A 22,887-nucleotide genomic window follows, 5' to 3' on the forward strand; every position below is an offset into this window, starting at 1 on the left:
GCTGCCACAGTACGAAACGGCCACTACCGGTCATAAGTATGAGAGAAACCTCCATCCCTCTCGTGCTACGGTCGCCGTGGCGCTGGTCTTCCGCGGCCTTCACGGCCGGACCGGGCGCCCTCTGTAAATGAAGTGCGACGCGAGGAGGTGTTCGGGATGAGTCCCGATCGAAGTCCTTGCAGCGCTCTCTTCGGCTGAGCTCCCCGAGCGGCCGTCTCTCTTCGAGTGTGCACGCCCGCGGCCCCGTGCCGCGTCCGTGCGTTTCTGCATTCATCTTCGCCACCCCTTCCGCACGCCCTGACGCTTCCGTCCGGCGCGCGTCATCCATGCCCACCGGCGCCCCCTCGCGGCCTCATGTGCCGCCGCGCGCCGACCCATGATCACTCCACGTGACCGTGCGGCTCCGTGCTGCCCGGGCGCCGTGGAGGGAGGTATTCGTCATGACCATGCTCACCCCCCGTACCCCCACGAAGCTCGCACCCCCGGGCCGGGCCCGCCGCGAACGCAAGGCCGCCGAACTGGAGGCCCGCACCCGGGCCGTCGGCGAACGGCTCGCCGCGGTCAGTGCCCGCCCGGGCGTCCGGGTCCTCCAGGACGTGGACGCCTCCCGCAACGGCCTCACCCACACCGAGGCCGCGCTGCGGCTGGAGCGCCACGGCTCCAACGTCATCGCCCAGGAGCGCGCCCCGCGCTGGTACGTCCAGCTGGCGAAGGCGTACGCGAACCCCTTCATCGCCGTCCTGGTCTTCCTCGCGGCCGTCATGTACTGGCAGGACCCCGCCGACCCGGGCGTCATCATCCTGTCGGTGATGGTCGGGATCAGCGGGCTGCTGCGCTTCTGGCAGGAGTACCGCTCGGGCCGGGCCGCCGACGCGCTGGGGCAGCTCGTCACCACCACCTGCGCGGTGCAGCGCCGGGCCGGCAGCGGCTCCGGGCCCACGACCTTCGAGATCCCGATGGACCAGGTGGTCCGGGGCGACGTGGTCAAGCTGGCCGCCGGCGACCTGATCCCGGCCGACCTGCGGATCATCACCGCCAAGGACCTGATGGTCAGCCAGGCCGCCCTGTCCGGGGAGTCCCTGCCCGTCGCCAAGGCCGACACGCGCACCGACGACCTCGGCCAGAGCGCGACCACCGATCCCGTCGAGGCCGACAACCTCTGCCTGATGGGCACGTCGGTGACCTCCGGCACCGCCACCGGGCTCGTCGTCGCCACCGGCTCCGACACCTACTTCGGCTCGATGGCCGGCTCCCTGGTCGGCGAACGCCCGGAGACCAACTTCGACACCGGAGTGCGCAAGGTCAGCTTCCTGCTGATCCGCTTCATGCTGGTGATGGTCCCGATCGTCTTCATGATCAACGGCTTCACCAAGGGCGACTGGGAGGCCGCCTTCCTCCTCGGCATCGCCGTGGCGGTCGGCCTGACCCCCGAGATGCTGCCGATGGTGGTCTCCGCCAACCTGGCGCGCGGCGCAGTGGCCATGTCCAAGCGCAAGGTGGTCGTCAAGCGGCTCAACGCCATCCAGAACCTGGGCGCGATGGACGTGCTCTGCACGGACAAGACCGGCACCCTCACCGAGGACCGGATCGTCCTGGACCGCTACCTCGACGTGCACGGGGACGAGGACAACGAGGTCCTGGAGTACGGCTACCTCAACGCGCACTTCCAGACCGGCCTGAAGAACCTGATGGACCAGGCGGTCATCGACCGCGTGGGCGAGGCCGAGGAGGTTGTCGTCGATGCCCGTTTCTCGATGGTCGACGAGATCCCCTTCGACTTCGCCCGGCGCCGGATGTCCGTGGTCCTGAACCGCAACAGCATCGTGGGCGACTCCGGCCGGCCCGAGCACGTCATGATCACCAAGGGCGCCGTCGAGGAAGTCCTCGCGCTGTGCACCCACATGACGGACCGCGGGCAGCAGGTCGAGCTGACCGAACAGCTGCGGCGGCACGTCACCCGCATCGCCGAGGACAACAACCGCCAGGGCCTGCGCGTCCTCGCCGTCGCCACCCGCACGATGGACACGCCCCGCGACACCTACGCGGTGGCCGACGAGGACCGGCTGACCCTGGTCGGCTTCCTGGCCTTCCTCGACCCGCCGAAGGCCGACGCCGCCCGGGCCCTGCAGGGCCTGGCCGACAAGGGCATCGCGGTCAAGGTCGTCACCGGCGACAACGAGCTCGTCGCCGCCCGGGTCTGCGCCGATGTCGGCCTCACGGTCGGTCACGTGGTGGGCGGCACCGAGATCGACGCCCTCGACGACACGGAACTGCGCGCGCTGGCCGCCCGTACGACGGTCTTCGCCAAGATCAACCCGGTCCAGAAGGCCCGGATCGTACGGGCCCTGCAGGCCGACGGCCACACGGTCGGCTTCCTCGGGGACGGCATCAACGACGCGGCCGCGCTGCGCGACGCGGACGTCGGCATCTCGGTGGACACCGCCGTGGACATCGCCAAGGAGTCCGCCGACATCATCCTGCTGGAGAAGGACCTGACCGTCCTGGAGCAGGGCGTGATCCAGGGCCGGACCACCTTCGGCAACACGATCAAGTACATCAAGATGACGGCCAGTTCCAACTTCGGCAACGTCTTCTCGGTGCTGGTGGCGAGCGCCTTCATCCCGTTCCAGCCGATGCTGGCGATCATGCTGCTGGTGCAGAACCTGGTCTACGACATCGCCCAGCTGGCCACCCCGTGGGACCGCATGGACGAGGAGTACCTGCGCAAGCCCCGCAACTGGGACGCCAAGGGCATCGGCCGCTTCATGCTCTGCATCGGCCCGATCAGCTCGATCTTCGACATCGCGATGTTCGTCGTCATGTGGAACGTGTTCGCCGCCAACACCGAGGCGCACGCGGCGCTCTTCCAGTCCGGCTGGTTCATCGAGGGCCTGCTCTCGCAGACCCTGGTCGTCCACATGATCCGTACCCGCAAGATCCCCTTCATCCAGTCCCGCGCCTCCTGGCCGGTGATGGTGATGACCGTCCTCGCGGTGCTGACCGGGCTCTTCCTGCCCTTCTCGCCGCTGGCCTCCTCGCTGGGCTTCGTACCCCTGCCCGCGAGCTACTTCCCGTGGCTGATCGGGGTCCTGCTGGCGTACTGCACGCTCACGCAGCTGCTGAAGACCGTGTACATCCGCAAGTTCGGCACCTGGCTCTAAGGGCCGGCGAAGAAGGAAGAGGGGAGAAGGCCGATGATGCTCACCGAATGGGAGATGGCCGGGCACCTGGTCGCGGCGCTCGGATTCGGGGCGGCCATCGGCCTGGAACGGCAGTGGCGGGCCCGGATGGCGGGCCTGCGGACCAACGCCCTGGTGGCGGGCGGGGCCGCGCTGTTCGTCCTGCTCTCGCAGTACGGGTTCATGAGCGAGGTCTCGGAGGTCCAGTACGACGGCTCGCGGGTCGCCGCCCAGATCGTCTCGGGGATCGGCTTCCTCGGCGCCGGCGTGATCATGCGCGACGGGCTGAGCGTCCGGGGCCTGAACACGGCCGCCACCCTGTGGTGTTCGGCGGCCGTGGGCTGCCTGGCGGGCACCGGGATGTTCGTCCTGGCGGCCTGCGGCACGGTGGGCGTGGTGGGGGCGAACCTCCTGCTGCGCCCGCTGGGCCGGCGGATGGACCGCGAGCCGGGGGGCGGGGCCGAGGTGGCCACCGACTTCCACTTCGAGGCCGTGTGCCTGGAGGCGGAGGAGGCCCACATCCGCCACCGGCTGGTCGACGCGCTGGGCCGGCCGGGCTACCAGCTGCGCTCGATCCGCAGCCAGGACGGCCCGGAGGCCGGCCTGGTCACGGTGTCCGCACTGCTGACCGCCGAGGGCGAGGGGGGCCGGATGCTCGAGGAAGCCGTCAGCAACCTCTCTCTCGACCCCTCCGTCTCGGCGGTCAGCTGGTCGGTCGTGCCCGACCCGTCCGCTGCGTGAGCGGCGGTCCTACTTGAGCGTGGCGGAGGTCAGGCCCGCCTGGATCTGCCGCTGGAAGGACAGGTAGACCACCAGCATCGGGATCATCGCGATGGTCACACCGGCGAACAGCACCGGCAGGTCCGTCTCGTAGCCCATCTGGTACTGCAGCTGGATCAGGCCCTGGGTGAGCATGTAGCGCTCGGGGTCCGATCCGGTCTGCGGCTGCATCAGCACGGACGGCAGGATGTACTGGTTCCACTGACCCAGGACATTGAATATCCCGACGCTGATCAGGCCGGGCTTGGCCATCGGCATCATCACCTGGAAGAAGATCCGGGTGTGGGAGGCCCCGTCGATCACGGCGGCCTCGTGCACGGCCGTCGGCAGCGTCCTGAAGAACGAGTGCATGAAGAAGACGGTGAACGGCATCGAGTACGCCACGTACACGAGGATCAGGCCCTGGAACGTGTTGAGCATGTCCAGCCGCTTCACCATGAAGAACAGCGGGACGAGCGCCAGGAAGACGGGGAACATGGCCCCGCTGACGAAGAAGTAGTAGATCGGCCGGTTGCCCCGGAAGGGGTAGCGGGCCAGGACGTACGCGGCCATCGAGCCGAGCAGCATCGTCAGCGGGACCGAGAACACCATCACGATCAGCGTGTTGGCGAAGTAGTCCCCGATGCCCTTGTTCCAGGCGCGGGGGAAGGCGTCGAAGTGCCAGTTGGCCGGCCAGCTCAGGGCCGATTCGCCGATCTGCACGTCGGTCTTGAACGAACCGAGCACCAGCCAGATGAGGGGCAGGATGATCAATATCGCCCACACGGCGAGGAAACCGTGCGAGAAGACGTTGAGGACCATGCCCTCGGAACCGCTCTTGCGCTTCCCGCGGGGGTGCCCGGTGGCGGAGGCGCGCTTCTTCTCGGCTGCCGCCTCGCCCGGTGCTTTGACAACTGTGGTCATCGTGGTCTCCCGCTAGAACTCGACGTGCTCGCGGCGAGTGGCCCGCAGCGTGATGGCGGAGAGGATCAGGGTGAGGATGAGCATCACGACCCCCATGGCGCAGGCGTAGCCGGCCTTGCCGAAGTAGAGGAAGTTACGCATCAGCACCGTCGCCATGACCTCGCTGTGGTGGTCCGGTCCGCCGCCGAACTGGCCCGAGGTCATGGTCGACACGAGGACGAACATGTCCATCGCGGCGATGCCCAGATAGACCGCGGAAGTCTGTACAGAATCCCACAGCAGGGGCAGCGTGACCTTGAAGAAGGTCTGGGCGCGCTTCGCGCCGTCGAGCAGCGCGGCTTCGTAGATGTCCTTGGGGACCGACTGCATGGCGGCCGAGAAGAGGACGAGGTAGAAACCGACCCCGTGCCAGACCACGACGAGCAGCATGCACCAGAGGACGAAGTTCGGCTCGTTGAGCCATTCGATGGGGTGGGCCGGGTCGACCAGGCCCAGTTTGGTGAGGAATCCATTCAGCAGCCCTCCCTCGTCACTGCGGTACACGGCTCCGAAGAGCACCGCGAGGATCGCGAGGGAGAGGACCTGCGGGAAGAAGTAGATCACCTTGTAGAGCGCCGAGCCCGCCACTCCCTGGACTCCGCCGGCCCCGCTGCGCCCACCGGCGTTCAGCATGAAGGCGAAGAACAGGGAGATCAGGATGGTGATCGTCGGGACGAACACCAGGAGCAGCAGATTGTGCAGCAGCGCGCCGCGGAAGACCTCGTCCTTCAGCAGGGCCGAGTAGTTGTCCAGCCCGACGAAGTCGAAAGTCGGTGACTGACCCGTCCAGTTGGTGAAGGAATAGCCGAACGTCTGAATGTACGGCCAGATGACAAAGGTCAGGTACAGCGCAAGGGGCAGGATGAGGAAGCCGGCGATGAAGCCGCCCCGCCCCTTGCTGTTTGCTACGTGGCTCATGGTGTCCGTCCCTGGTGTTTCCGGGTTACCGGTGGACGCGGGTGTCAGCTGCGCTTGTTGTTCTTGGCGTTCGGGTCCTTCGTGGCCTTGTCTACCGCAGCCTGGGCCCGCTTGATCCATTCCTTGGGCTGGATGCGCTTGGCCATCAGCTCATTGGACGCGTTCTCGAGCTCCGTGCCCATCTCGCTGTACCAGTCCGCGTAGCGGTAGTTGAAGGTGTTGTCCCCGGCCGCCTTGAGCGCGCCGACCGCCGACTGCGTACCCGGACGGAGCTTGACCGTCGGGTCCACGCCGTCCTTGAGGACGGTGAGGGAGTTGGCCTGCTGGGCGAACAGGGTCGACCACTCGCGGGACAGCATCGAGCGGAGGAACTCCAGGCCACCGGCCTTGTTGGCGGCCTTCTCCGGGACGATGAAGGGCTCGCCGGCGCCGGCGCGGATGGCCTCGAACGGCAGCTTGGACCCGGGCAGCACCGGCATCGGCAGGAACTGCATGTCGAAGTCTTCCGGGGTCTGCTTGAGCTGCTCGTTCTCCAGCCAGGAGCCGGAAGTGATGAAGGCGGCCTTGCCCTGGTTCCACTGGGTCTGGGACTCGGTGTGCGTCAGGCCGTTGGTGCCCGGCATCAGGAGGTCCTTCTCGACGATCTCGTAGATCGCCTCGACCGCCTCGAGCGCCACCGGGTTGTCCGCGAAGGCGTTCGGCTCCAGGTTGTCGATCGCCTTCATGGCATCCAGGCCGCCCTTCTTGGCGATCAGGTCCATGATGGCGACGTTGATGTAGTAGGGGTACTTGCCCTGGTGGGCGAGGCCGCCGATGCCTGCCGCCTTGGCCTTCTGACAGATGTCCATGAACTCGGGCCAGGTCTTCGGCGCGGTCCAGCCCTTCTCCTTGAAGAGCTTGCCCGAGTACCAGAGGCCCCACACCGTGTAGACGTACTGCAGTGCGACGAACTTGCCGCCGATCATGCCGCCTTCGATGGTCCCGGGCATCAGCGTGTCCCGGACCTTCTTGGACGGGTCGTCGAGCGACGGGGCGTCGAGCACCACGGTCAGGTCGGCGAGCTGGTTGCCCTTGGCGAGCACGTCCAGCTTGATCTGCTGGGCGCCCGAGTCGTCGACGACGTCCGGCGGGTTGCCGCCGTTGAAGCGCGGCTGCAGCTTGGAGGTGATCTCCTGGGTGGAGAGGTGCGAGGAAGTGGTGCCCCACTTCTTGTCGAACGCCGCTTCCCAGGCCTTGGCGTAGTCGTCGCCGTAGCCACCCTTGAAGACCACGACGTCGAGCTTGCCGCCCTTGGCGACGCCGAACGGGTTCTCCTTGGTGACGGTCACCTTGGACTCGTTGCCCTTGGTCGTCTCGTCGGAGCCGGAGGCGCACGCGGACAGGAAACTCATCGTCGGTACGGCGATCAGGCCGAGTGCCGCGGAGCGCTTGATCAGGTCCCGGCGGCCGAAGCCCTCACCGTTGCTGTGCTCGCCGTGGGCGGAGGTGGATCCCATGCTCAAGTCCTCGCCTTCGTCAGGAGTGTGAAGGAGGAAGGAAAGTGCGACTGCTGCCGCCCAGCGGACATCACCGCAGGTCCCCGCCATCCCCCCGTCCGGCGCCGCTCGTTTCGCGGTGACCCGGACGGGCACAGGTATAGTCCACTTCCGCTCCTGTGAGCAAGATCATGTACCGGTATGGGCCCCGGCTTTTCCGAGTTGAGACCTCACCGTCACCTGAGCTGGACCGTCGGAGCCGCCCGCAGAAACGGAAGGGCCGTACCTCCTTAACGGAAGTACGGCCCTTTGGTGCCGATTTGCGGTTAACCGCGAATGAGGTTGCGGAGCACGTACTGCATGATTCCGCCGTTGCGGTAGTAGTCCGCCTCACCCGGGGTGTCGATGCGGACGACCGCGTCGAACTCCACGCCGGTGTCGGTGGCGACCTTGACCGTGCGGGGGGTCGTGCCGTTGTTCAGCTCCTCCACGCCGGTGAAGGAGAAGGTCTCCTCGCCGGTGAGGCCCAGGGAGGCCGCCGTGACGCCCTCGGGGAACTGCAGGGGCAGGACGCCCATGCCGATCAGGTTGGAGCGGTGGATGCGCTCGTAGGACTCCGCGATGACGGCCTTGACGCCGAGCAGGGCGGTGCCCTTGGCGGCCCAGTCGCGCGACGAGCCCGAGCCGTACTCCTTGCCCGCCAGGATGACCAGCGGGATGCCGGCGGCCTGGTAGTTCTGCGAGGCGTCGTAGATGAAGGAGACCGGGGCGCCCTCGACGGTGAAGTCGCGGGTGAAGCCGCCCTCGGTGCCCGCCGCGATCTGGTTGCGGAGGCGAATGTTGGCGAACGTTCCGCGGATCATGACCTCGTGGTTGCCGCGGCGGGAACCGTACGAGTTGAAGTCGCGGCGCTCGACGCCGTGCTCCGTGAGGTACTTGCCGGCCGGGGTGTCGGCCTTGATCGCACCGGCCGGGGAGATGTGGTCGGTGGTGACCGAGTCGCCCAGCTTCGCCAGCACACGGGCGCCGGCGATGTCGGAGACCGGGGTGGTCTCCATCGTCATGCCCTCGAAGTAAGGGGGCTTGCGCACGTAGGTGGACTGCGGGTCCCACTCGAAGGTGTTGCCCGTCGGGATCGACAGCGCCTGCCACTGCGCGTCGCCCGCGAAGACGTCCTGGTAGGACTTGCTGAACATGTCTTCGCCGATCGCGTTCGCGACGACGTCGTTGACCTCGGCCTCGGTGGGCCAGATGTCCTTCAGGAAGACCGGCTTGCCCTCGGAGTCCGTGGCGATGGCGTCCCGGGTGATGTCCACCTTCATGGAGCCCGCGATGGCGTACGCGACGACCAGCGGCGGGGAGGCCAGGTAGTTCATCTTGACGTCGGGGTTGATGCGGCCCTCGAAGTTGCGGTTGCCCGAGAGGACCGAGGTGACCGCGAGGTCGGCGTCGTTGATCGCCTTGGAGATCTCCTCCTCCAGCGGACCCGAGTTGCCGATGCAGGTGGTGCAGCCGTACCCGACGAGGTTGAAGCCCATCTTGTCGAGGTACGGGGTCAGGCCGGCCTTGTCGAAGTAGTCGGTGACGACCTTCGAGCCCGGGGCCAGGGTGGTCTTGACCCACGGCTTGCGGGCAAGGCCCTTCTCGACGGCCTTCTTCGCCACGAGCGCCGCGGCGACCATGACGTAGGGGTTCGAGGTGTTGGTGCACGAGGTGATCGCGGCGACGGTGACGGCGCCGTGGTCGATCTCGAAGGAGGTGCCGTCGGCCAGGGTCACCGGGGTGGGCTTGGTGGGCACACCGTTGGTGGACGCCGGGGAGTCGGACGCCGGGAAGGACTCCTTGCCGGACTCCTCGTCGTCGTTGACGTAGTTGCGCACGTCCTGCGCGAACTGCTGCGAGGCGTTCGCGAGGATGATGCGGTCCTGCGGGCGCTTGGGGCCGGCGATGGAGGGGACGACCGTGGAGAGGTCGAGCTCCAGCTTCTCGGAGAAGTCCGGCTCGGCGGCCGGGTCCAGCCACAGGCCCTGGGCCTTGGCGTACGCCTCGACGAGGGCGACCTGCTGGGCCTCGCGGCCGGTCAGGCGCAGGTACTTCAGCGTCTCCTCGTCGATCGGGAAGATCGCGGCGGTGGAGCCGAACTCCGGCGACATGTTGCCGATGGTGGCGCGGTTCGCGAGGGAGGTGGCGGCGACGCCCTCACCGTAGAACTCGACGAACTTGCCGACGACGCCGTGCTTGCGGAGCATCTCGGTGATGGTCAGCACGAGGTCGGTGGCGGTGGTGCCGGCCGGCAGCTCGCCGGTCAGCTTGAAGCCCACGACGCGCGGGATCAGCATGGAGACCGGCTGGCCGAGCATCGCGGCCTCGGCCTCGATGCCGCCGACGCCCCAGCCCAGTACGCCCAGGCCGTTGACCATCGTGGTGTGCGAGTCGGTGCCGACGAGGGTGTCGGGGTACGCCTGGCCGTTTCGGACCATGACCGTGCGGGCCAGGTGCTCGATGTTGACCTGGTGGACGATGCCGGTGCCCGGGGGGACGACCTTGAAGTCGTCGAAGGCGGTCTGGCCCCAGCGCAGGAACTGGTAGCGCTCCTTGTTGCGGCCGTACTCCAGCTCGACGTTCTGGGCGAACGCGTCGGCGGTGCCGAACTTGTCCGCGATGACCGAGTGGTCGATGACCATCTCGGCGGGCGAGAGCGGGTTGATCTTCGCCGGGTCGCCGCCGAGGGCCTTCACGGCCTCGCGCATGGTGGCGAGGTCCACGACGCAGGGGACGCCGGTGAAGTCCTGCATGATCACGCGGGCCGGCGTGAACTGGATCTCCTCGCTGGGCTGGGCCTGCGAGTCCCAGTTTCCGAGCGACCGGATGTGGTCGGCGGTGATGTTCGCGCCGTCCTCGGTACGGAGCAGGTTCTCCAGCAGGACCTTCAGGCTGTAGGGAAGGCGGGCGGAGCCCTCGACCTTGTCCAGCTTGAAGATCTCGTACGACTCGTCGCCCACCTGCAGCGTGCTGCGGGCGTCGAAGCTGTTCGCCGACACGACAGTCTCCTTCATGCATGAATTCGCGCGTATTGCCGCAATCCTGCCGCGAGGCACTCTGGCCTTTCCGCTAAGGTGAGGCTAAGTTAGGTAACCCTTACCAGCGGGGCGGCTGCGGCACGTCCGGGGCAGATATCTCGATGTCGAGATAACTCTAGTACATGCCGGGGGGCCGGGACGAGGCACGCACCCTCAGCGCCGCCGGTACGACTCGTCGCCCAGTGGATTCCGCATGTCCGGATTCGATGAGCTTGACCAGGGACGAAACCGCCGATTCGGCGATCCGCTCCGGATCGAAGGTGACGGTGGTCACGGAAGGTTCGTTCTCGGCGTACGCCGGGTCCTCGCTGGCGCAGACCAGCAGCAGGCCCCTTTCCACCGGTCCTGTGCCCGCCGCGGCGCCGGGTATGCCGATGCCGTGGCGCGCGGCGGCGGCCAGCACCTGCCGGCCCCCCGGGTCGTATACGCAGTACACGGCGTCGGGCCGGTCGGGCCCGGCGAAGGCGGGATCGAAGGCGTGCCCGGCGTCGTCGTTCGGGTCGAAGGGGATCACGAGCGGGACCCGGCCCCGCTCGGCGCACCAGTGTTCATAGGCTGACGTGACGGCCCCGGTGTAGAACTCGCGGCCGTAGCCCGCGTGCAGTGCGATCCGCCGGGCGCCGGACGCCGCCAGGTGGTCGAGCACCTCGCGGGTGGTGGCGGTGTGGTCGTTGTCCACCCACACGTCGCCCGGCCGCGGATCGGCCGGGGGCCCGTCGAAGACCACCGGCAGCCCCCGCGCCCGCAGTGCGCGCAGCACCGGGTCGTCGGCCGGACTGTCGAGCAGCAGCATCCCGTCCACCGCCAGGGTGTGCCACAGCGGCTCGGCGCCGCGGTCGGCGGGGAGCGTGGTCAGGGCGTAGCCGTGGGCGTGCGCCGCCGAGGTGGCGGCGATGAGCAGCCGGGCGTAGTAGGCGATCCTCGCGAAGTCCCAGGCGTAGCCGGCGTACGTGGTCACGGCGATGCCCAGGCTGCGGTTGTGCGGGCCGCGCCGGCCTCCGTAGCCGAGGGCCCCGGCGACCTCGCGCACCCGGCGGCGGGTGGACTCGCCGAGCCGGCCGGTCCCGTTGAGCGCGTGGGAGACGGTCGCGGTGGAGACCTCGGCGGCGCGGGCTATGTCGGCGAGGGTCGGCCCCGGCACCGGCGCGGGCGGGGGCATCGGGGCGGGTCCGGATGCGTGGAGGGGGGCGGGCACGGCGCCATCGTACGGATTTCGTCGCCGGAGGCGGCTTCTGGTTAAGGCCTTAATCACACAGCGTCCTGGCCACGCCAACGTTTGGGAGTGTGCATGCAGTCTTCTCCTTCCCCCCGGTCCCCGCTGTCCCCCTTCTCCCCCTTGTCGCGCCGCGGGCTCCTCGCCGCCGCCGGAGCCGCGGGCGCGGCGGGTCTGCTGGGGGCCGGGCCCGCGGCGGCAGCCGCCGCCCCGCACTCCGGCGGGCGGAATTCGGCCGCGCTGGTGATCCGCAACGCCTCGGTGTTCACGGGGGTCACCGGGACCGGCCACCGGGGGCCCGTACGGGCCGTCGCGGTCGGCCGGGACGGGAAGATCCTGGCCACCGGGACCGATGCCGCGCTGCGCCGGTACGCGGGCCGGGACACCGAGGTGGTCGACGCCCGCGGCAACACGGTGATGAGCGGGATCCACGACGGCCACGTCCACCCGCTCGGGGCCGGCGAGCGCTCGCTGTCCCCCTCGCTGGAGAGCGCGGAGACCACGCAGGCCGAGCTCCTGGAGATCCTGACCGGCTTCCTCGCCGACACCGGCGGCGCGGGCGCCGAGCCCGACGGCTGGTTGGTGGTGGAGGACTGGAACCCGGTCGGGCTGCTCCCCACGGGCACCGCTCCGCACCACTCGATGCTGGACAGGCTGCCGACCCGGCGGCCGGTCGTCCTGATCGGCGGCGACGGGCACAACCTGTGGGCCAACCAGCGCGCCCTGGACATCGCCGGGATCACGGCGGCCACGCCCGACCCGGTCGGCGGCAAGGTGGTCAAGGGCGCCGACGGGAAGCCGACGGGCGTCCTCAAGGACGACGCCCAGGGCCTGGTGCGGCACCTGATACCCGAGCACACCCGCGCCGAACTCGTCGCGGCCTGCGCCGAGGTGCTGGGGCTGGCGGCCGCGTCCGGGGTCACCACGATGATGGACGCCCTGGTGGGGCGGCACGAACTGGAGCTGTACCAGGCGCTCTCCGCGGCGGGCAGGCTGCCGCAGCGGATCGTCCCCGCGATCCGGCTGGACGCGGACCAGGCCAAGGACCCGGCGGGCTCGCTGGCGTACGCGCGGGGCCTGCGGCGGGAGTTCGGGGGCGTGCGGGGGCTCCGGTTCGGGATGATCAAGGTGTTCCTGGACGGGGTCATCGAGTACCCGGCACAGACCGCCGCCCTGCTGGAGCCGTACCTCGACGGGAACGGCAAGCCGACCGCGAACCGGGGCGAGCTCTACACCTCGGCGCCGGACTACGGCCGGCTCAGCGCCGCCTTCAACCGGGCGGGCTGGCAGATGCACGCCCACGGGCTCGGGGACCGGGCGGTGCGCACCGCCCTGGACGGGTACGCGTACGCCCGGCGGGTCACGGGGCAGCGCGACGCCCGCAACGCGGTGGCGCACCTGCAGATCGTGGACCCCGCCGACCTGCGGCGCTTCGCGCAGCTGGGGGTCGCGGCGTGCATGCAGCTCCAGTGGGCCGCCCGGGACACCTGGACGGTGGAGGCGCTGCTCCCCTACATCGGGCCCGAGCGGCACCGGTGGCTGTACCCGGCGCGCAGCCTGGAGAAGGCGGGCGCCCGGCTGTCGGGCGGTTCGGACTGGCCGGTGGACGCCCTCCAGGTGTGGAACCAGCTCCGGACGGCGATCGACCGGCAGGGCGCGGAAGGGGCCGGCGAGCTGTACCGGGAGCGGGAGGCGCTGAGCCGGGACACCACGCTGCGGATGCACACCTCGGGGACGGCGTGGCAGCTCCGCCAGGAGGAGCTGACCGGCACGGTGGAGCCGGGCAAGGCGGCGGACCTGGTGCTCCTGGACCGGGACGTGACGCGCTGTCCGGTGGCCGACATCAGCGGGACGGCCGTACGGATGACCCTGGTCGGCGGCCGCGTGGTGCACGAGGCGGATTCGGCGTCGGGCCGGGCGGCTTCGGCCCGGCTGGCCCGCGCCGCGGCGGCGGGCGCGCGGCCGGCCTCGTACGCCTCGGTCCACGGCGGTGAGGGTGGCGGCAGGGGGCGGCACCACGCCTGCGGGCACTGAGGGTTCCGGGGTCCGGGTTCCGGGGCGGGGGTGCCTTGTGCGGCCCCCGCCCCGGCCGGTCAGCCCCCAAGGCCGGTCAGCCCGCAAGGCCGGTCAGCCCGCAAGGCCGTGGCGCGCGGCCCAGGCCGTGACGGCGGCGGCGATCTCCACGGGCCGGTCCTCCGGGCAGAGGTGGGCGGCGGCGCCGCAGTACTCGGTCTCCAGCGCGGAGACGTTGCGCTCGCACCAGGCGGCCGGCTCCGGGGTGATCATCAGCGTGGGCGAGCCGTCGAAGGTCAGCAGCAGTTTGGGCACCTCGGGGCTGTCGGCGAGCCAGCCGTCGTAGGCCTCCACCCGGGCGGTGACGTCGGCCGGTTCCCTGTCGATCGGCATGGAGCGCGCCCACTGCAGCATGGGGCGCCGGCTGTCGGGGGTGGGGTAGGGGGCGGCGTAGACGGCATGGTCGGCGGCGGAGAGCGGGGTCAGGACCGTCCTGTGCAGGCTGTCCTCGATGAAGAGGTTCTGGTCGAGGACCAGTTCCTCCCCCACGTCCGGGGTGCGCAGCGCCTCGAAGCGGGGGCGGGCGGCCGCCGGGAACTCCGCCCAGTCCACCGGCCGCAGGATCGTCTCCATGAAGGCGAGCCCGCGGACCTTCCCGGGGTGCCGGGCGGCCCGGTCGAAGGCGAGCGCGCCGCCCCAGTCCTGGCCCACGAGGACGGCCTCCTCTATCCCCAGGGCCTCGAACCAGGCGTCCAGGTAGCGGGCGTGGTCGGCGAAGCGGTACGCGCCGCCGGGCTTGCCGGAGCGGCCCATTCCGATGAGGTCGGGGGCGAGGACGCGGACCCGGCCCCCGATCCGGGGCAGTACGCCGCGCCACAGGTGGGAGGAGGTCGGGTTGCCGTGCAGGAAGACGAAGGGGACGCCGTCGGGGGCGCCGAGCTCCTCGTAGTACATGGTCGAGTCGAGTACGTCGATCACGGGCATGGCGGAACCATCCGTTCGCTCTGTTTCGTTGGCGTCACTAACGTTCGTGACACCAACGAACTTAAATCGTTAGTGCCCCGAACGCAAGGGGTACGATCCCGGCATGACCACGGAAGAGGACCGGGGCGCCTCCGCCCTCCCGGCGCGACTGCGCGAACTGCCCAGCCGGCTGCTCTCACAGGCCTCGGCGCACGCCGCACGGCTCGTCACCGAGGAACTCGGCGGGGCGGACGCACACAAATGGCATTACGCGACCCTGGTCGCCCTGGACGAGTTCGGCCCCGCGAGCCAGGCGGCCCTGAGCGGCCGCACCGGCATCCACCGCAGCGACCTGGTCGCCGTCATCAACGAACTCGCCGAAGGCGAGCTGGTCGAGCGCACCCCCGACCCCGCCGACCGGCGCCGCAACGTCATCACCCTCACGGCCGCGGGCCGGCGCAGGCTGCGCAAGCTGGAGCAACTGCTCGCCGCGGCCCAGGAGGAGCTTCTGTCCCCTTTGTCCGCACCGGAGCGCGAGCAGCTCGTCAGCCTGCTGGGCCGGCTCGTCGCGCACCACGCACCGGGCGGCCCCACGATGGGAGCTGACGACCGATAAGGCCCCTTTGGTGCCCGTTGACACCCGTCTGCCACACCCAGCGCGAGCAACATCTCATATCTGAGATACGGTGCATCCATGGCAGACGACTACCTCGTACGCATCGGCAAGCTCATCCGTGACGCCCGGCAGCACCGGGGCTGGACACAGAGTCAGCTCGCGGACGCCCTCGGCACCAGCCAGAGCGCCGTGAACCGGATCGAGCGCGGCAACCAGAACATCAGCCTTGAGATGATCGCGCGCATCGGGGAAGCCCTCGACAGCGAAATCGTCTCCCTGGGCTACGCCGGACCGATGCACCTGCGCGTGGTCGGCGGCCGCCGCCTGTCCGGCGCGATCGACGTCAAGACGAGCAAGAACGCGTGCGTGGCCCTGCTGTGCGCCTCGCTCCTCAACAAGGGCCGTACGGTCCTTCGCCGGGTCGCCCGCATCGAGGAGGTCTACCGCCTCCTGGAGGTCCTGAACTCCATCGGCGTCCGCACCCGCTGGATCAACGACGGCGTCGACCTGGAACTCGTACCGCCGGCGCGCCTCGACATGGACGCCATGGACGCGGACGCGGCCCGCCGCACCCGCAGCATCATCATGTTCCTCGGTCCCCTCCTCCACCGGATGGACCACTTCAAGCTGCCCTACGCGGGCGGCTGCGACCTCGGCACCCGCACCATCGAGCCGCACATGATCGCCCTGCGCCGCTTCGGCCTGGACATCACCGCGACCGAGGGCATCTACCACGCCCAGGTCGAGGCCGGCATCTCCCCGGACCGCCCGATCGTGCTGACCGAGCGCGGGGACACCGTCACCGAGAACGCCCTGCTGGCCGCCGCCCGGCACGACGGCACCACCGTCATCCGCAACGCCTCCTCCAACTACATGGTCCAGGACCTGTGCTTCTTCCTGGAGGCGCTCGGCGTCCGGGTCGACGGCGTCGGCACCACGACCCTGACGGTCCACGGCGTCCCGAACATCGACGTGGACGTGGACTACTCCCCCTCCGAGGACCCGGTCGAGGCGATGAGCCTGCTGGCCGCGGCGGTCGTCACGGAATCCGAACTCACCATCCGCCGGGTGCCGATCGAGTTCATGGAGATCGAGCTCGCGGTCCTGGAGGAGATGGGCCTCGACCACGACCGCTCCCCCGAGTACACCGCGGACAACGGCCGCACCCGCCTGGTGGACCTCACCGTCCGCCCGTCGAAGCTCGAAGCCCCGATCGACAAGATCCACCCGATGCCCTTCCCCGGGCTGAACATCGACAACGTCCCCTTCTTCGCCGCCATCGCGGCCGTGGCCCAGGGCCAGACCCTGATCCACGACTGGGTGTACGACAACCGCGCCATCTACCTCACGGACCTCAACCGCCTCGGCGGCCGCCTCCAGCTCCTGGACCCCCACCGCGTCCTGGTCGAAGGCCCCACCCGCTGGCGCGCCGCGGAAATGATGTGCCCCCCGGCCCTGCGCCCCGCGGTGGTGGTCCTCCTGGCGATGATGGCAGCCGAGGGCACCTCGGTCCTGCGCAACGTCTACGTCATCAACCGCGGCTACGAGGAACTGGCGGAACGCCTCAACTCGGTGGGCGCCCAGATCGAGATCTTCCGCGACATCTAGGCAGTCGCGCACGAGGCACCGCGCAACCGGTGAACCACTGACTGGCACGACACCAGCCGGCATGAGGCCCCGCTCCCCTGACGGGGGATGACGGGGCCTCAGTCGTTCTCTTGTGCCTCGGGCTGGAAGGTCAGACCCTGATCGAGTTCAAGTACTTCACCCGCAGCTGGGCCGGCACCGTGCCCGGCCTCCCGGACGGGGAGTACCAGCCCCGGAACCAGGCCGCAGACGATGTCCTCCGCCACAAGTTCGTCGAGGACATCGTGCGGCTGGAGAGGTTCTGCGACCGGCCCGACCAGGACGGCCTCGCGCTTCTCGTCACCAACTACACCGAGCACCTCCGCGGCTGCTACGACCTCGCCTGGCGGCCGTACTCCGATCTGCCTGGCCCCGGGGGAACCTTCCAGTACCTCGCCGTCCCGGTGACCGCGGCGCCGATCGGCGCGTAGGGGGCTTCGTACGTCCGGACCGGGACGCCCGGACGGCCTCGGCGGCCTGGCGCTACACTCCTCCGGCATTCGACGGAATGCCGGAGGAGCCCCGTGCCCGATCTGCCCGTCTACGGCACGCCCGCACGAGCGGTGGCGGAGGGACGACCGGTATCCAGTTCGGGCAGTCCTGTTCCCCGGTCGGCGCCGCCGCGACCACCTCGGACGGCCGCCCGGCGAGGTGCTTCATGGGCAAGGACGGCCGCGCACGCTGGGGATACCGGAACCAGGCCGTCTCTTGCTCCGCGGTGCGGCGAGATTCGGCCTGATGGGGCGGGGGGCCTCGCACCGGGTGGGCTGGCGCCCGCAGAATCGGGGTGTCGGCACAGGTCTCAGGGCGGGCGGAACCATGGCAGCGGGCAGCAGCGAGCGTACGGGGATACCGCGGCTGGAGGGTGTTCCGCTGCTCGGGTCGCTCGCCGACCTGAGGGCGGACGCCCTCGGTACGTACGAGCGGGCGCGGGAGCGGCACGGGGACGTCGTGCTGATCACAGCCGGTCCGCCGGGGCTGCGCACCGAGCTGCACTGCGTGTTCTCGGCGGAGGGGGCGCAGCAGGTCCTGGCCTCGCAGGCGGCCAACTTCCGCAAGGACAACGCCATTTACCAGGAGGTCCGCGACGCCCTCGGCAACGGGCTGCTCACCAGCCAGGACGAGGACTACCTGCGCCAGCGCCGGTTGGTGCAGCCGCTGTTCACCAAGCGCCGGGTGGACGGGTACGCGGACGCGGTGGCGACCGAGACCGCCGCCACCCTCGCCGCCTGGGAGGCGGCCCCGGGCGGGGTCGTCGACGTCGCGGACGAGATGATGACGCTCGCGCTGCGCGCCGTCGCCCGGATCCTCTTCGGGACGGACGTGGACGCCACCGCCGATGTCGTGGACCGGTCCTTTCCGGTCATCACCGCCTACGTGATGCGCCGCGGCTACTCCCCCGTCAACATCCCCCGCGACTGGCCCACTCCGGGCAACAAGCGGGCGGCCGCCGCGATGGACGAGCTGTACGCCGTGTGCGACGGGATCATCGCCGAGCGCCGTAGCGGGAGCGGGAGCGGGAGCAACAAGGGGGACGGGGAGGACCTGTTGTCCTTGCTCGCCGCCGCGAGCAGTGCGGACGACGGGGAGTTCGACGCCACCGAGCTGCGCGAGCAGGTGCTGATCTTCCTGCTCGCCGGGCACGAGACGACCGCCACGTCGCTCGCCTTCTCCCTCCACCTGCTGGCCCGCCATCCCGGGTTCCAGGACCGGGCCCGTGCCGAGGTCACCGAGGTGCTGGGCGACCGTACGCCCGGGGCCGCCGACCTCGACCGGCTCCCGTACCTGACCCGGGTGCTCAAGGAGGCCATGCGGCTCTACCCGGCGGCTCCCGTCCTCGGCCGCCGGTCGGTGGCGGCGGCCGAGGTCGACGGGTACACCATCCCGGCCGGCGCCGATGTGATCGTGGCGCCCTGGGTGACCCACCGCCACCCCGGCTACTGGCCGGACCCGGAGCGGTTCGATCCCGACCGGTTCACCCCGGAGGCGGAGGCGGCCCGGCCGCGTTACGCCTGGCTGCCCTTCGGCGGCGGACCGCGCGCCTGCATCGGTCAGCACTTCTCCGTGCTGGAGTCGGTGATCGCGCTGGCTATGCTGCTGCGGGCCTACGAGTTCGAAGCGGTGGACACCGAGGTTGCCGTCACCGCCGGGATCACCCTGCGGACGACCGGGCCGGCGCGCTGCCGGATCCGCCGTCTGGAGGCCTGAGAAGAGGATCCGCCGCCTGGAGGCCTAAGAAGAGTCAGGGCGTCGGGCCGCCCGAGCATCAGGCCTTCTGGGGGTCTGCTGCGGCGTGGCCCTGGAGGCGGGCCAGGTCCGAGGGTCGTACCTGGATGACGAAGAGCGCGATCAGTGCCGTGACCAGGGTGAACACGGCTGCCGCCACGAAGGCGGCGCTGACGCCCGAGGTGAGGACCTGGTCGCTCCAGGGCTTCGGGTACTGCTTGGTCTTGGCGAAGAAGAGCTTCTGTTCCGGTGTGGCGGTGCGCAGGAAGGAGCCCGCCTGGTCCTTGGCCTCGTTGCGGCTGGCCGTGCCGAACACGGTGACCAGGATGGACAGGCCGAGCGAACCGCCCACCTGCTGCATCGCGTTGAGGAGGCCGGAGGCGGCGCCCGATTCCCGGTCGGGGACGTTCGAGAGGGCCATCAGGGTCAGGGACACGAACTGCATGCCCATGCCGGCGGCGAACAGCAGCATCGGGCCGAGGATGCTGCCCAGGTACGTGGAGTGGATGTCGGTCTGCGTGAGCCAGGCCAGGCCGGCGGCCGCGAACAGGGAGCCGGCGACCATGAACGGTTTGGGCCCGAACTTCGGCAGCCCCTGGGAGGTGATCCCCGCCGTCACCGCGATCATCGCGCTGACCGGCAGGAAGGCGAGTCCGGCCCGGAGCGGGCTGAAGCCCAGCACGTTCTGCACGAACAGGGTCAGGAAGAAGAACATGCCGAAGATCGCGCAGGCGAAGAAGAGCATGATCGCGTACGTGCCGGCCCGGTTGCGGTCGGCGAACATGTGCAGTGGGGTGATGGGCTGGGGCGAGCGCCGTTCGTTGACGACGAAGAGGGACAGCAGAACCACGGCCGCCACGAAGGAGCCGAGCGTCAGCCCGTCCCGCCAGCCGTCCTGGGACGCGCGGATGAATCCGTAGACCAGGGCCACCATGCCGAGGGTGGAGAGCAGGGCGCCCGCGAAGTCGAAGTGGCCGGGGTGCCGCTTGGACTCGCGGATCACCTTCGGGGTGACGAGGGCGATCAGCAGCGCGATGGGGACGTTGACGAAGAGCACCCAGCGCCAGTTGAGCCATTCGACGAGCACGCCGCCGGCCAGCAGGCCGATCGCGCCGCCGCCGGCCGAGACTCCGGCGAAGACGCCGAAGGCCCGGTTGCGTTCGGGGCCTTCGCGGAAGGTGGTGGTGATCAGCGCGAGGGCGGTCGGCGAGGCGATGGCGCCACCGACGCCCTGGAGGGCGCGGGCGCCCATCAACTGGCCGGCGTTCTGGGCGAATCCGCCGAGCAGGGAGGCGAGGCCGAAGAGCAGGACGCCGAAGATGAAGACGCGCCGCCGGCCGAGGATGTCACCGGTGCGGCCGCCGAGGAGCAGCAGGCCGCCGAAGGTGAGGGTGTAGGCGTTGACGACCCAGGACAGGCTCTCGGTGGAGAAGTCGAGTGCCGTCTGGATGTGCGGCAGCGCGATGTTCACGATGGTGATGTCGAGAACGACCATGAGCTGGCACGAGGCGATCACGAACAGGGCAAGTCCGTGACCGCCGCCGTTGCCTTGGACCTTGCCGTCGGTCCCGGTGCTGGTATTGCTCGGCGTAGCGTTCGGGTCCACTTTTTCGACGCTAAACCCGTATCTGGGGTGTCACCACTCGAACGGCCTAGACCATGCGGCCCATGCGACCCGTGCAGCACGCACTGTGTGATATATGCCGTGTGGTATTTCACATGACACACTGATTCCATGGATCGCATGGATGACTTCCTCAGGCTCTCCGCGAGCACCGCCCGGTTCACCTACGGCGCCCCGCGCGCCTTCTCCTTCGGCGACGAAGGCCGGCTCCTCTGGTTCCTCCGATCCAGCGGCCCCACCGATCCCTTCGACAGCCTCTGGGTCCTGGACACCGCCACCGGCGCCGAAACCCTGCTCGCCGACCCCCGCGAGCTGTCCCCCGAGCCCGCGCCCCTCCCCGTCGTCGAGCGCCGGCTGCGCGAACGCTCCCGGCTCGTCGCCGCCGGGATCGGCTCCTACGCGCTCTCCGCCGACGGGCGCACCGCCGTGTTCGCGCTCTACGGGCGGCTTTACTGCGCCGCGTACGAAGGCGCCCGCGCGGCGGAGGACGGAGCGCCCGCGCAGCCCAAGGAACTCCCCGCCGCCGGGCCCGTCTTCGACCCGCGCCCGAGCCCCGACGCCTCGCGCACCGCCTACGTCACCGGCGACGCCCTGCACACCGTCCCCGGCGGCCGGATCAGCCCCGACGACGGGGCCCGCTGGGGCGTCGCGGAGTTCGCCGCCGCCGAGGAGCTCGACCGGCACCGGGGGCACTGGTGGTCCCCCGGCGGGGACCGGCTGCTGGCCGCCCGCGTCGACGAATCCGCCCTCCAGCGCCGCTGGTTCGCCGACCCGGCGCACCCGGAGCTGCCGGCCGAGGACTTCGCGTACCCCGAGGCGGGCGGCCCCAACGCCGACGTGCAGCTCTGGGTGCTCGGTCCGGGCCCGGACGGCGCCGTCCGGCTCGACTGGGACGCCGAGACCTATCCGTACCTCTCCGACGCCGACTGGGACTCGCCCGCCGAGATCCTGCTCACCGTGCACGACCGGCTCCAGCAGAACGTGCTGCTGCTCGCCGCCGACCCGGACACCGGGCGCACCCGGGAGCTGTCGCGCACCACGCACCCCCAGTGGGTGGACCCCACGCTCCCCGGCACCCCGGCCCGGCTGGCCGACGGCCGGATGCTCACCTCGGCCGACACCCCCGGCGGGGCCGCCCGCGCGCTCGCGCTGGACGGCGTGCTCCTCACCGGGGACGGGGTCCAGGTCCGCAGGGTGGCCGGCGCCCACGGGAACCGCCTGCTGATCGAGGCCGGGCTCCGCGACCCCGCCGAGCAGCAGGTGCTCCTGCTGGACCCGGACACCGGCGGGCTGACCCCGCTCGCGGACGGGCCCGGGGTGCACTCCGTCCTGGCGGCCTCCGCCGGGGCGCTGCTGCTGGGCTCCGCCGACGCCGACGGGATCCGGCGCGTCCTGCGGGGCCCCGACGGGAGGGAGTTCGTCCCCGGCGACCTGGCGCAGCCGCTGCCCTACCGGGTGGTCCCGGTGCTGGAGCGGGTCACCGAGCACGCGGTGCCCACCGCCCTGGTGCTGCCGCGCGGGCACGTCCCCGGCACGCGGCTGCCCGTCCTGATGGACAGCTACGGCGGCCCCGGCATGCAGGACGTCAGCGCCGAGCCGCGCCGCTGGCAGCACCGGCAGTGGTGGGCCGACCAGGGCTTCGCCGTGGTCACCGTGGACAACCGCGGCACCGCCCACGTCTCGCCGCGGCACACGCACGCCATGTACCGGGGCTTCTCCGAGGTCACCCTGGAGGACCAGGTCGCCGCCCTGCAGGCGCTCGGGGCACGCCACGGCGACCTCGACCTGACCCGGGTGGGCATCCGCGGCTGGTCCTACGGCGGGTACCTCTCCGCGCTCGCGGTGCTGCGCCGCCCGGACGTCTTCCACGCGGCGGCGGCCGGGGCCGCGCCGACCGACTTCCGGCAGTACGACACGGCGTACACCGAGCGGTACCTGGGGCTGCCCCAGGAGCACCCGGAGGTCTACGAGCGGGACAGCCTGCTCGCCGACGCCGCGGGTCTGAGCCGGCCGCTGCTGCTGGTCACGGGGCTGGCCGACGACAACGTGCACCCCTCGCACACCCTGCGGCTCTCCCAGGCCCTGACGGACGCGGGCCGCCCGCACCAGCTCCTCGCGCTGCCCGGGGTCACCCACATGACCCCGGGCGGGGCGCGGGAGAAGATCATGGCGCTGGAGCTGGAGTTCTTCCGCAGGGAGCTGGGCCCGGCCTGAGCCGCCGGCAGAGCGAAG

The 22,887-nt window shown here is 70.3% G+C and carries 15 protein-coding genes; 8 read left to right on the forward strand and 7 right to left on the reverse strand.

Annotation, left to right across the window (positions count from 1 at the left end; all coding sequences use genetic code 11):
• The first annotated feature begins 440 nt into the window (after positions 1 to 440).
• Entirely contained in the window at positions 441 to 3,161 is a 2,721-nt protein-coding gene (gene mgtA, locus ACFWNV_RS02070; protein ID WP_383939056.1) for a magnesium-translocating P-type ATPase, read from the forward strand.
• Between the two features lie 33 nt (positions 3,162 to 3,194).
• A complete protein-coding gene (locus ACFWNV_RS02075) occupies positions 3,195 to 3,920 on the forward strand; it encodes an MgtC/SapB family protein (RefSeq protein WP_266885779.1) in 726 nt (241 codons plus the stop codon).
• Positions 3,921 to 3,929: 9 nt separating this feature from the next.
• Here the strand turns inward: ACFWNV_RS02075 and ACFWNV_RS02080 are convergent, their stop codons facing one another.
• The 5 genes from ACFWNV_RS02080 to ACFWNV_RS02100 all read right to left on the reverse strand — a co-directional run bounded on the left by ACFWNV_RS02080 (position 3,930) and on the right by ACFWNV_RS02100 (position 11,569).
• Positions 3,930 to 4,862, reverse strand: coding sequence for a carbohydrate ABC transporter permease (locus tag ACFWNV_RS02080; protein ID WP_383939060.1), 933 nt, complete (start codon positions 4,860 to 4,862; stop codon positions 3,930 to 3,932).
• 12 nt (positions 4,863 to 4,874) lie between these two features.
• Positions 4,875 to 5,819 carry a carbohydrate ABC transporter permease gene (locus ACFWNV_RS02085; RefSeq protein ID WP_383939063.1) on the reverse strand — a complete coding sequence of 315 codons (945 nt, stop codon included), beginning with the start codon at positions 5,817 to 5,819 and terminating at the stop codon, positions 4,875 to 4,877.
• A gap of 44 nt (positions 5,820 to 5,863) precedes the next feature.
• Complete coding sequence (ngcE, locus tag ACFWNV_RS02090) at positions 5,864 to 7,315, reverse strand: N-acetylglucosamine/diacetylchitobiose ABC transporter substrate-binding protein (RefSeq protein ID WP_383939065.1); 1,452 nt, start codon at positions 7,313 to 7,315, stop codon at positions 5,864 to 5,866.
• 305 nt (positions 7,316 to 7,620) lie between these two features.
• Positions 7,621 to 10,350, reverse strand: a complete 2,730-nt coding sequence (gene acnA, locus ACFWNV_RS02095) for an aconitate hydratase AcnA (RefSeq protein WP_383939067.1) — start codon at positions 10,348 to 10,350, stop codon at positions 7,621 to 7,623.
• 139 nt (positions 10,351 to 10,489) lie between these two features.
• A complete protein-coding gene (locus ACFWNV_RS02100; RefSeq protein WP_383939070.1) occupies positions 10,490 to 11,569 on the reverse strand; it encodes a LacI family DNA-binding transcriptional regulator in 1,080 nt (359 codons plus the stop codon).
• Between the two features lie 93 nt (positions 11,570 to 11,662).
• On the opposite strand from ACFWNV_RS02100, the gene ACFWNV_RS02105 reads away from it, so the two are divergent.
• Positions 11,663 to 13,621 carry an amidohydrolase gene (locus ACFWNV_RS02105; protein ID WP_383939073.1) on the forward strand — a complete coding sequence of 653 codons (1,959 nt, stop codon included), beginning with the start codon at positions 11,663 to 11,665 and terminating at the stop codon, positions 13,619 to 13,621.
• 93 nt (positions 13,622 to 13,714) lie between these two features.
• On the opposite strand, the gene ACFWNV_RS02110 is transcribed toward ACFWNV_RS02105, so the two are convergent.
• Positions 13,715 to 14,584, reverse strand: coding sequence for a haloalkane dehalogenase (locus ACFWNV_RS02110; RefSeq protein ID WP_383939076.1), 870 nt, complete (start codon positions 14,582 to 14,584; stop codon positions 13,715 to 13,717).
• A gap of 103 nt (positions 14,585 to 14,687) precedes the next feature.
• Here ACFWNV_RS02110 and ACFWNV_RS02115 point away from each other — a divergent pair, with 103 nt between their 5' ends.
• The 4 genes from ACFWNV_RS02115 to ACFWNV_RS02130 all read left to right on the forward strand — a co-directional run bounded on the left by ACFWNV_RS02115 (position 14,688) and on the right by ACFWNV_RS02130 (position 19,013).
• Positions 14,688 to 15,179 carry a MarR family winged helix-turn-helix transcriptional regulator gene (locus tag ACFWNV_RS02115; protein WP_383939079.1) on the forward strand — a complete coding sequence of 164 codons (492 nt, stop codon included), beginning with the start codon at positions 14,688 to 14,690 and terminating at the stop codon, positions 15,177 to 15,179.
• Between the two features lie 78 nt (positions 15,180 to 15,257).
• Entirely contained in the window at positions 15,258 to 16,787 is a 1,530-nt protein-coding gene (locus ACFWNV_RS02120) for a UDP-N-acetylglucosamine 1-carboxyvinyltransferase (protein WP_243331486.1), read from the forward strand.
• A gap of 110 nt (positions 16,788 to 16,897) precedes the next feature.
• Complete coding sequence (locus ACFWNV_RS02125; protein ID WP_383939082.1) at positions 16,898 to 17,236, forward strand: hypothetical protein; 339 nt, start codon at positions 16,898 to 16,900, stop codon at positions 17,234 to 17,236.
• Between the two features lie 388 nt (positions 17,237 to 17,624).
• Positions 17,625 to 19,013, forward strand: coding sequence for a cytochrome P450 (locus tag ACFWNV_RS02130; RefSeq protein ID WP_383939085.1), 1,389 nt, complete (start codon positions 17,625 to 17,627; stop codon positions 19,011 to 19,013).
• Between the two features lie 58 nt (positions 19,014 to 19,071).
• On the opposite strand, the gene ACFWNV_RS02135 is transcribed toward ACFWNV_RS02130, so the two are convergent.
• A complete protein-coding gene (locus tag ACFWNV_RS02135) occupies positions 19,072 to 20,637 on the reverse strand; it encodes an MFS transporter (RefSeq protein ID WP_383939088.1) in 1,566 nt (521 codons plus the stop codon).
• A gap of 129 nt (positions 20,638 to 20,766) precedes the next feature.
• Between ACFWNV_RS02135 and ACFWNV_RS02140 the strand changes: the two genes are divergently transcribed.
• A complete protein-coding gene (locus tag ACFWNV_RS02140; protein ID WP_383939090.1) occupies positions 20,767 to 22,869 on the forward strand; it encodes a prolyl oligopeptidase family serine peptidase in 2,103 nt (700 codons plus the stop codon).
• The last annotated feature ends 18 nt before the right edge of the window (positions 22,870 to 22,887 follow it).

It is taken from the genome of Streptomyces sp. NPDC058401 (genome assembly GCF_042722885.1).
Lineage (GTDB): Bacteria > Actinomycetota > Actinomycetes > Streptomycetales > Streptomycetaceae > Streptomyces.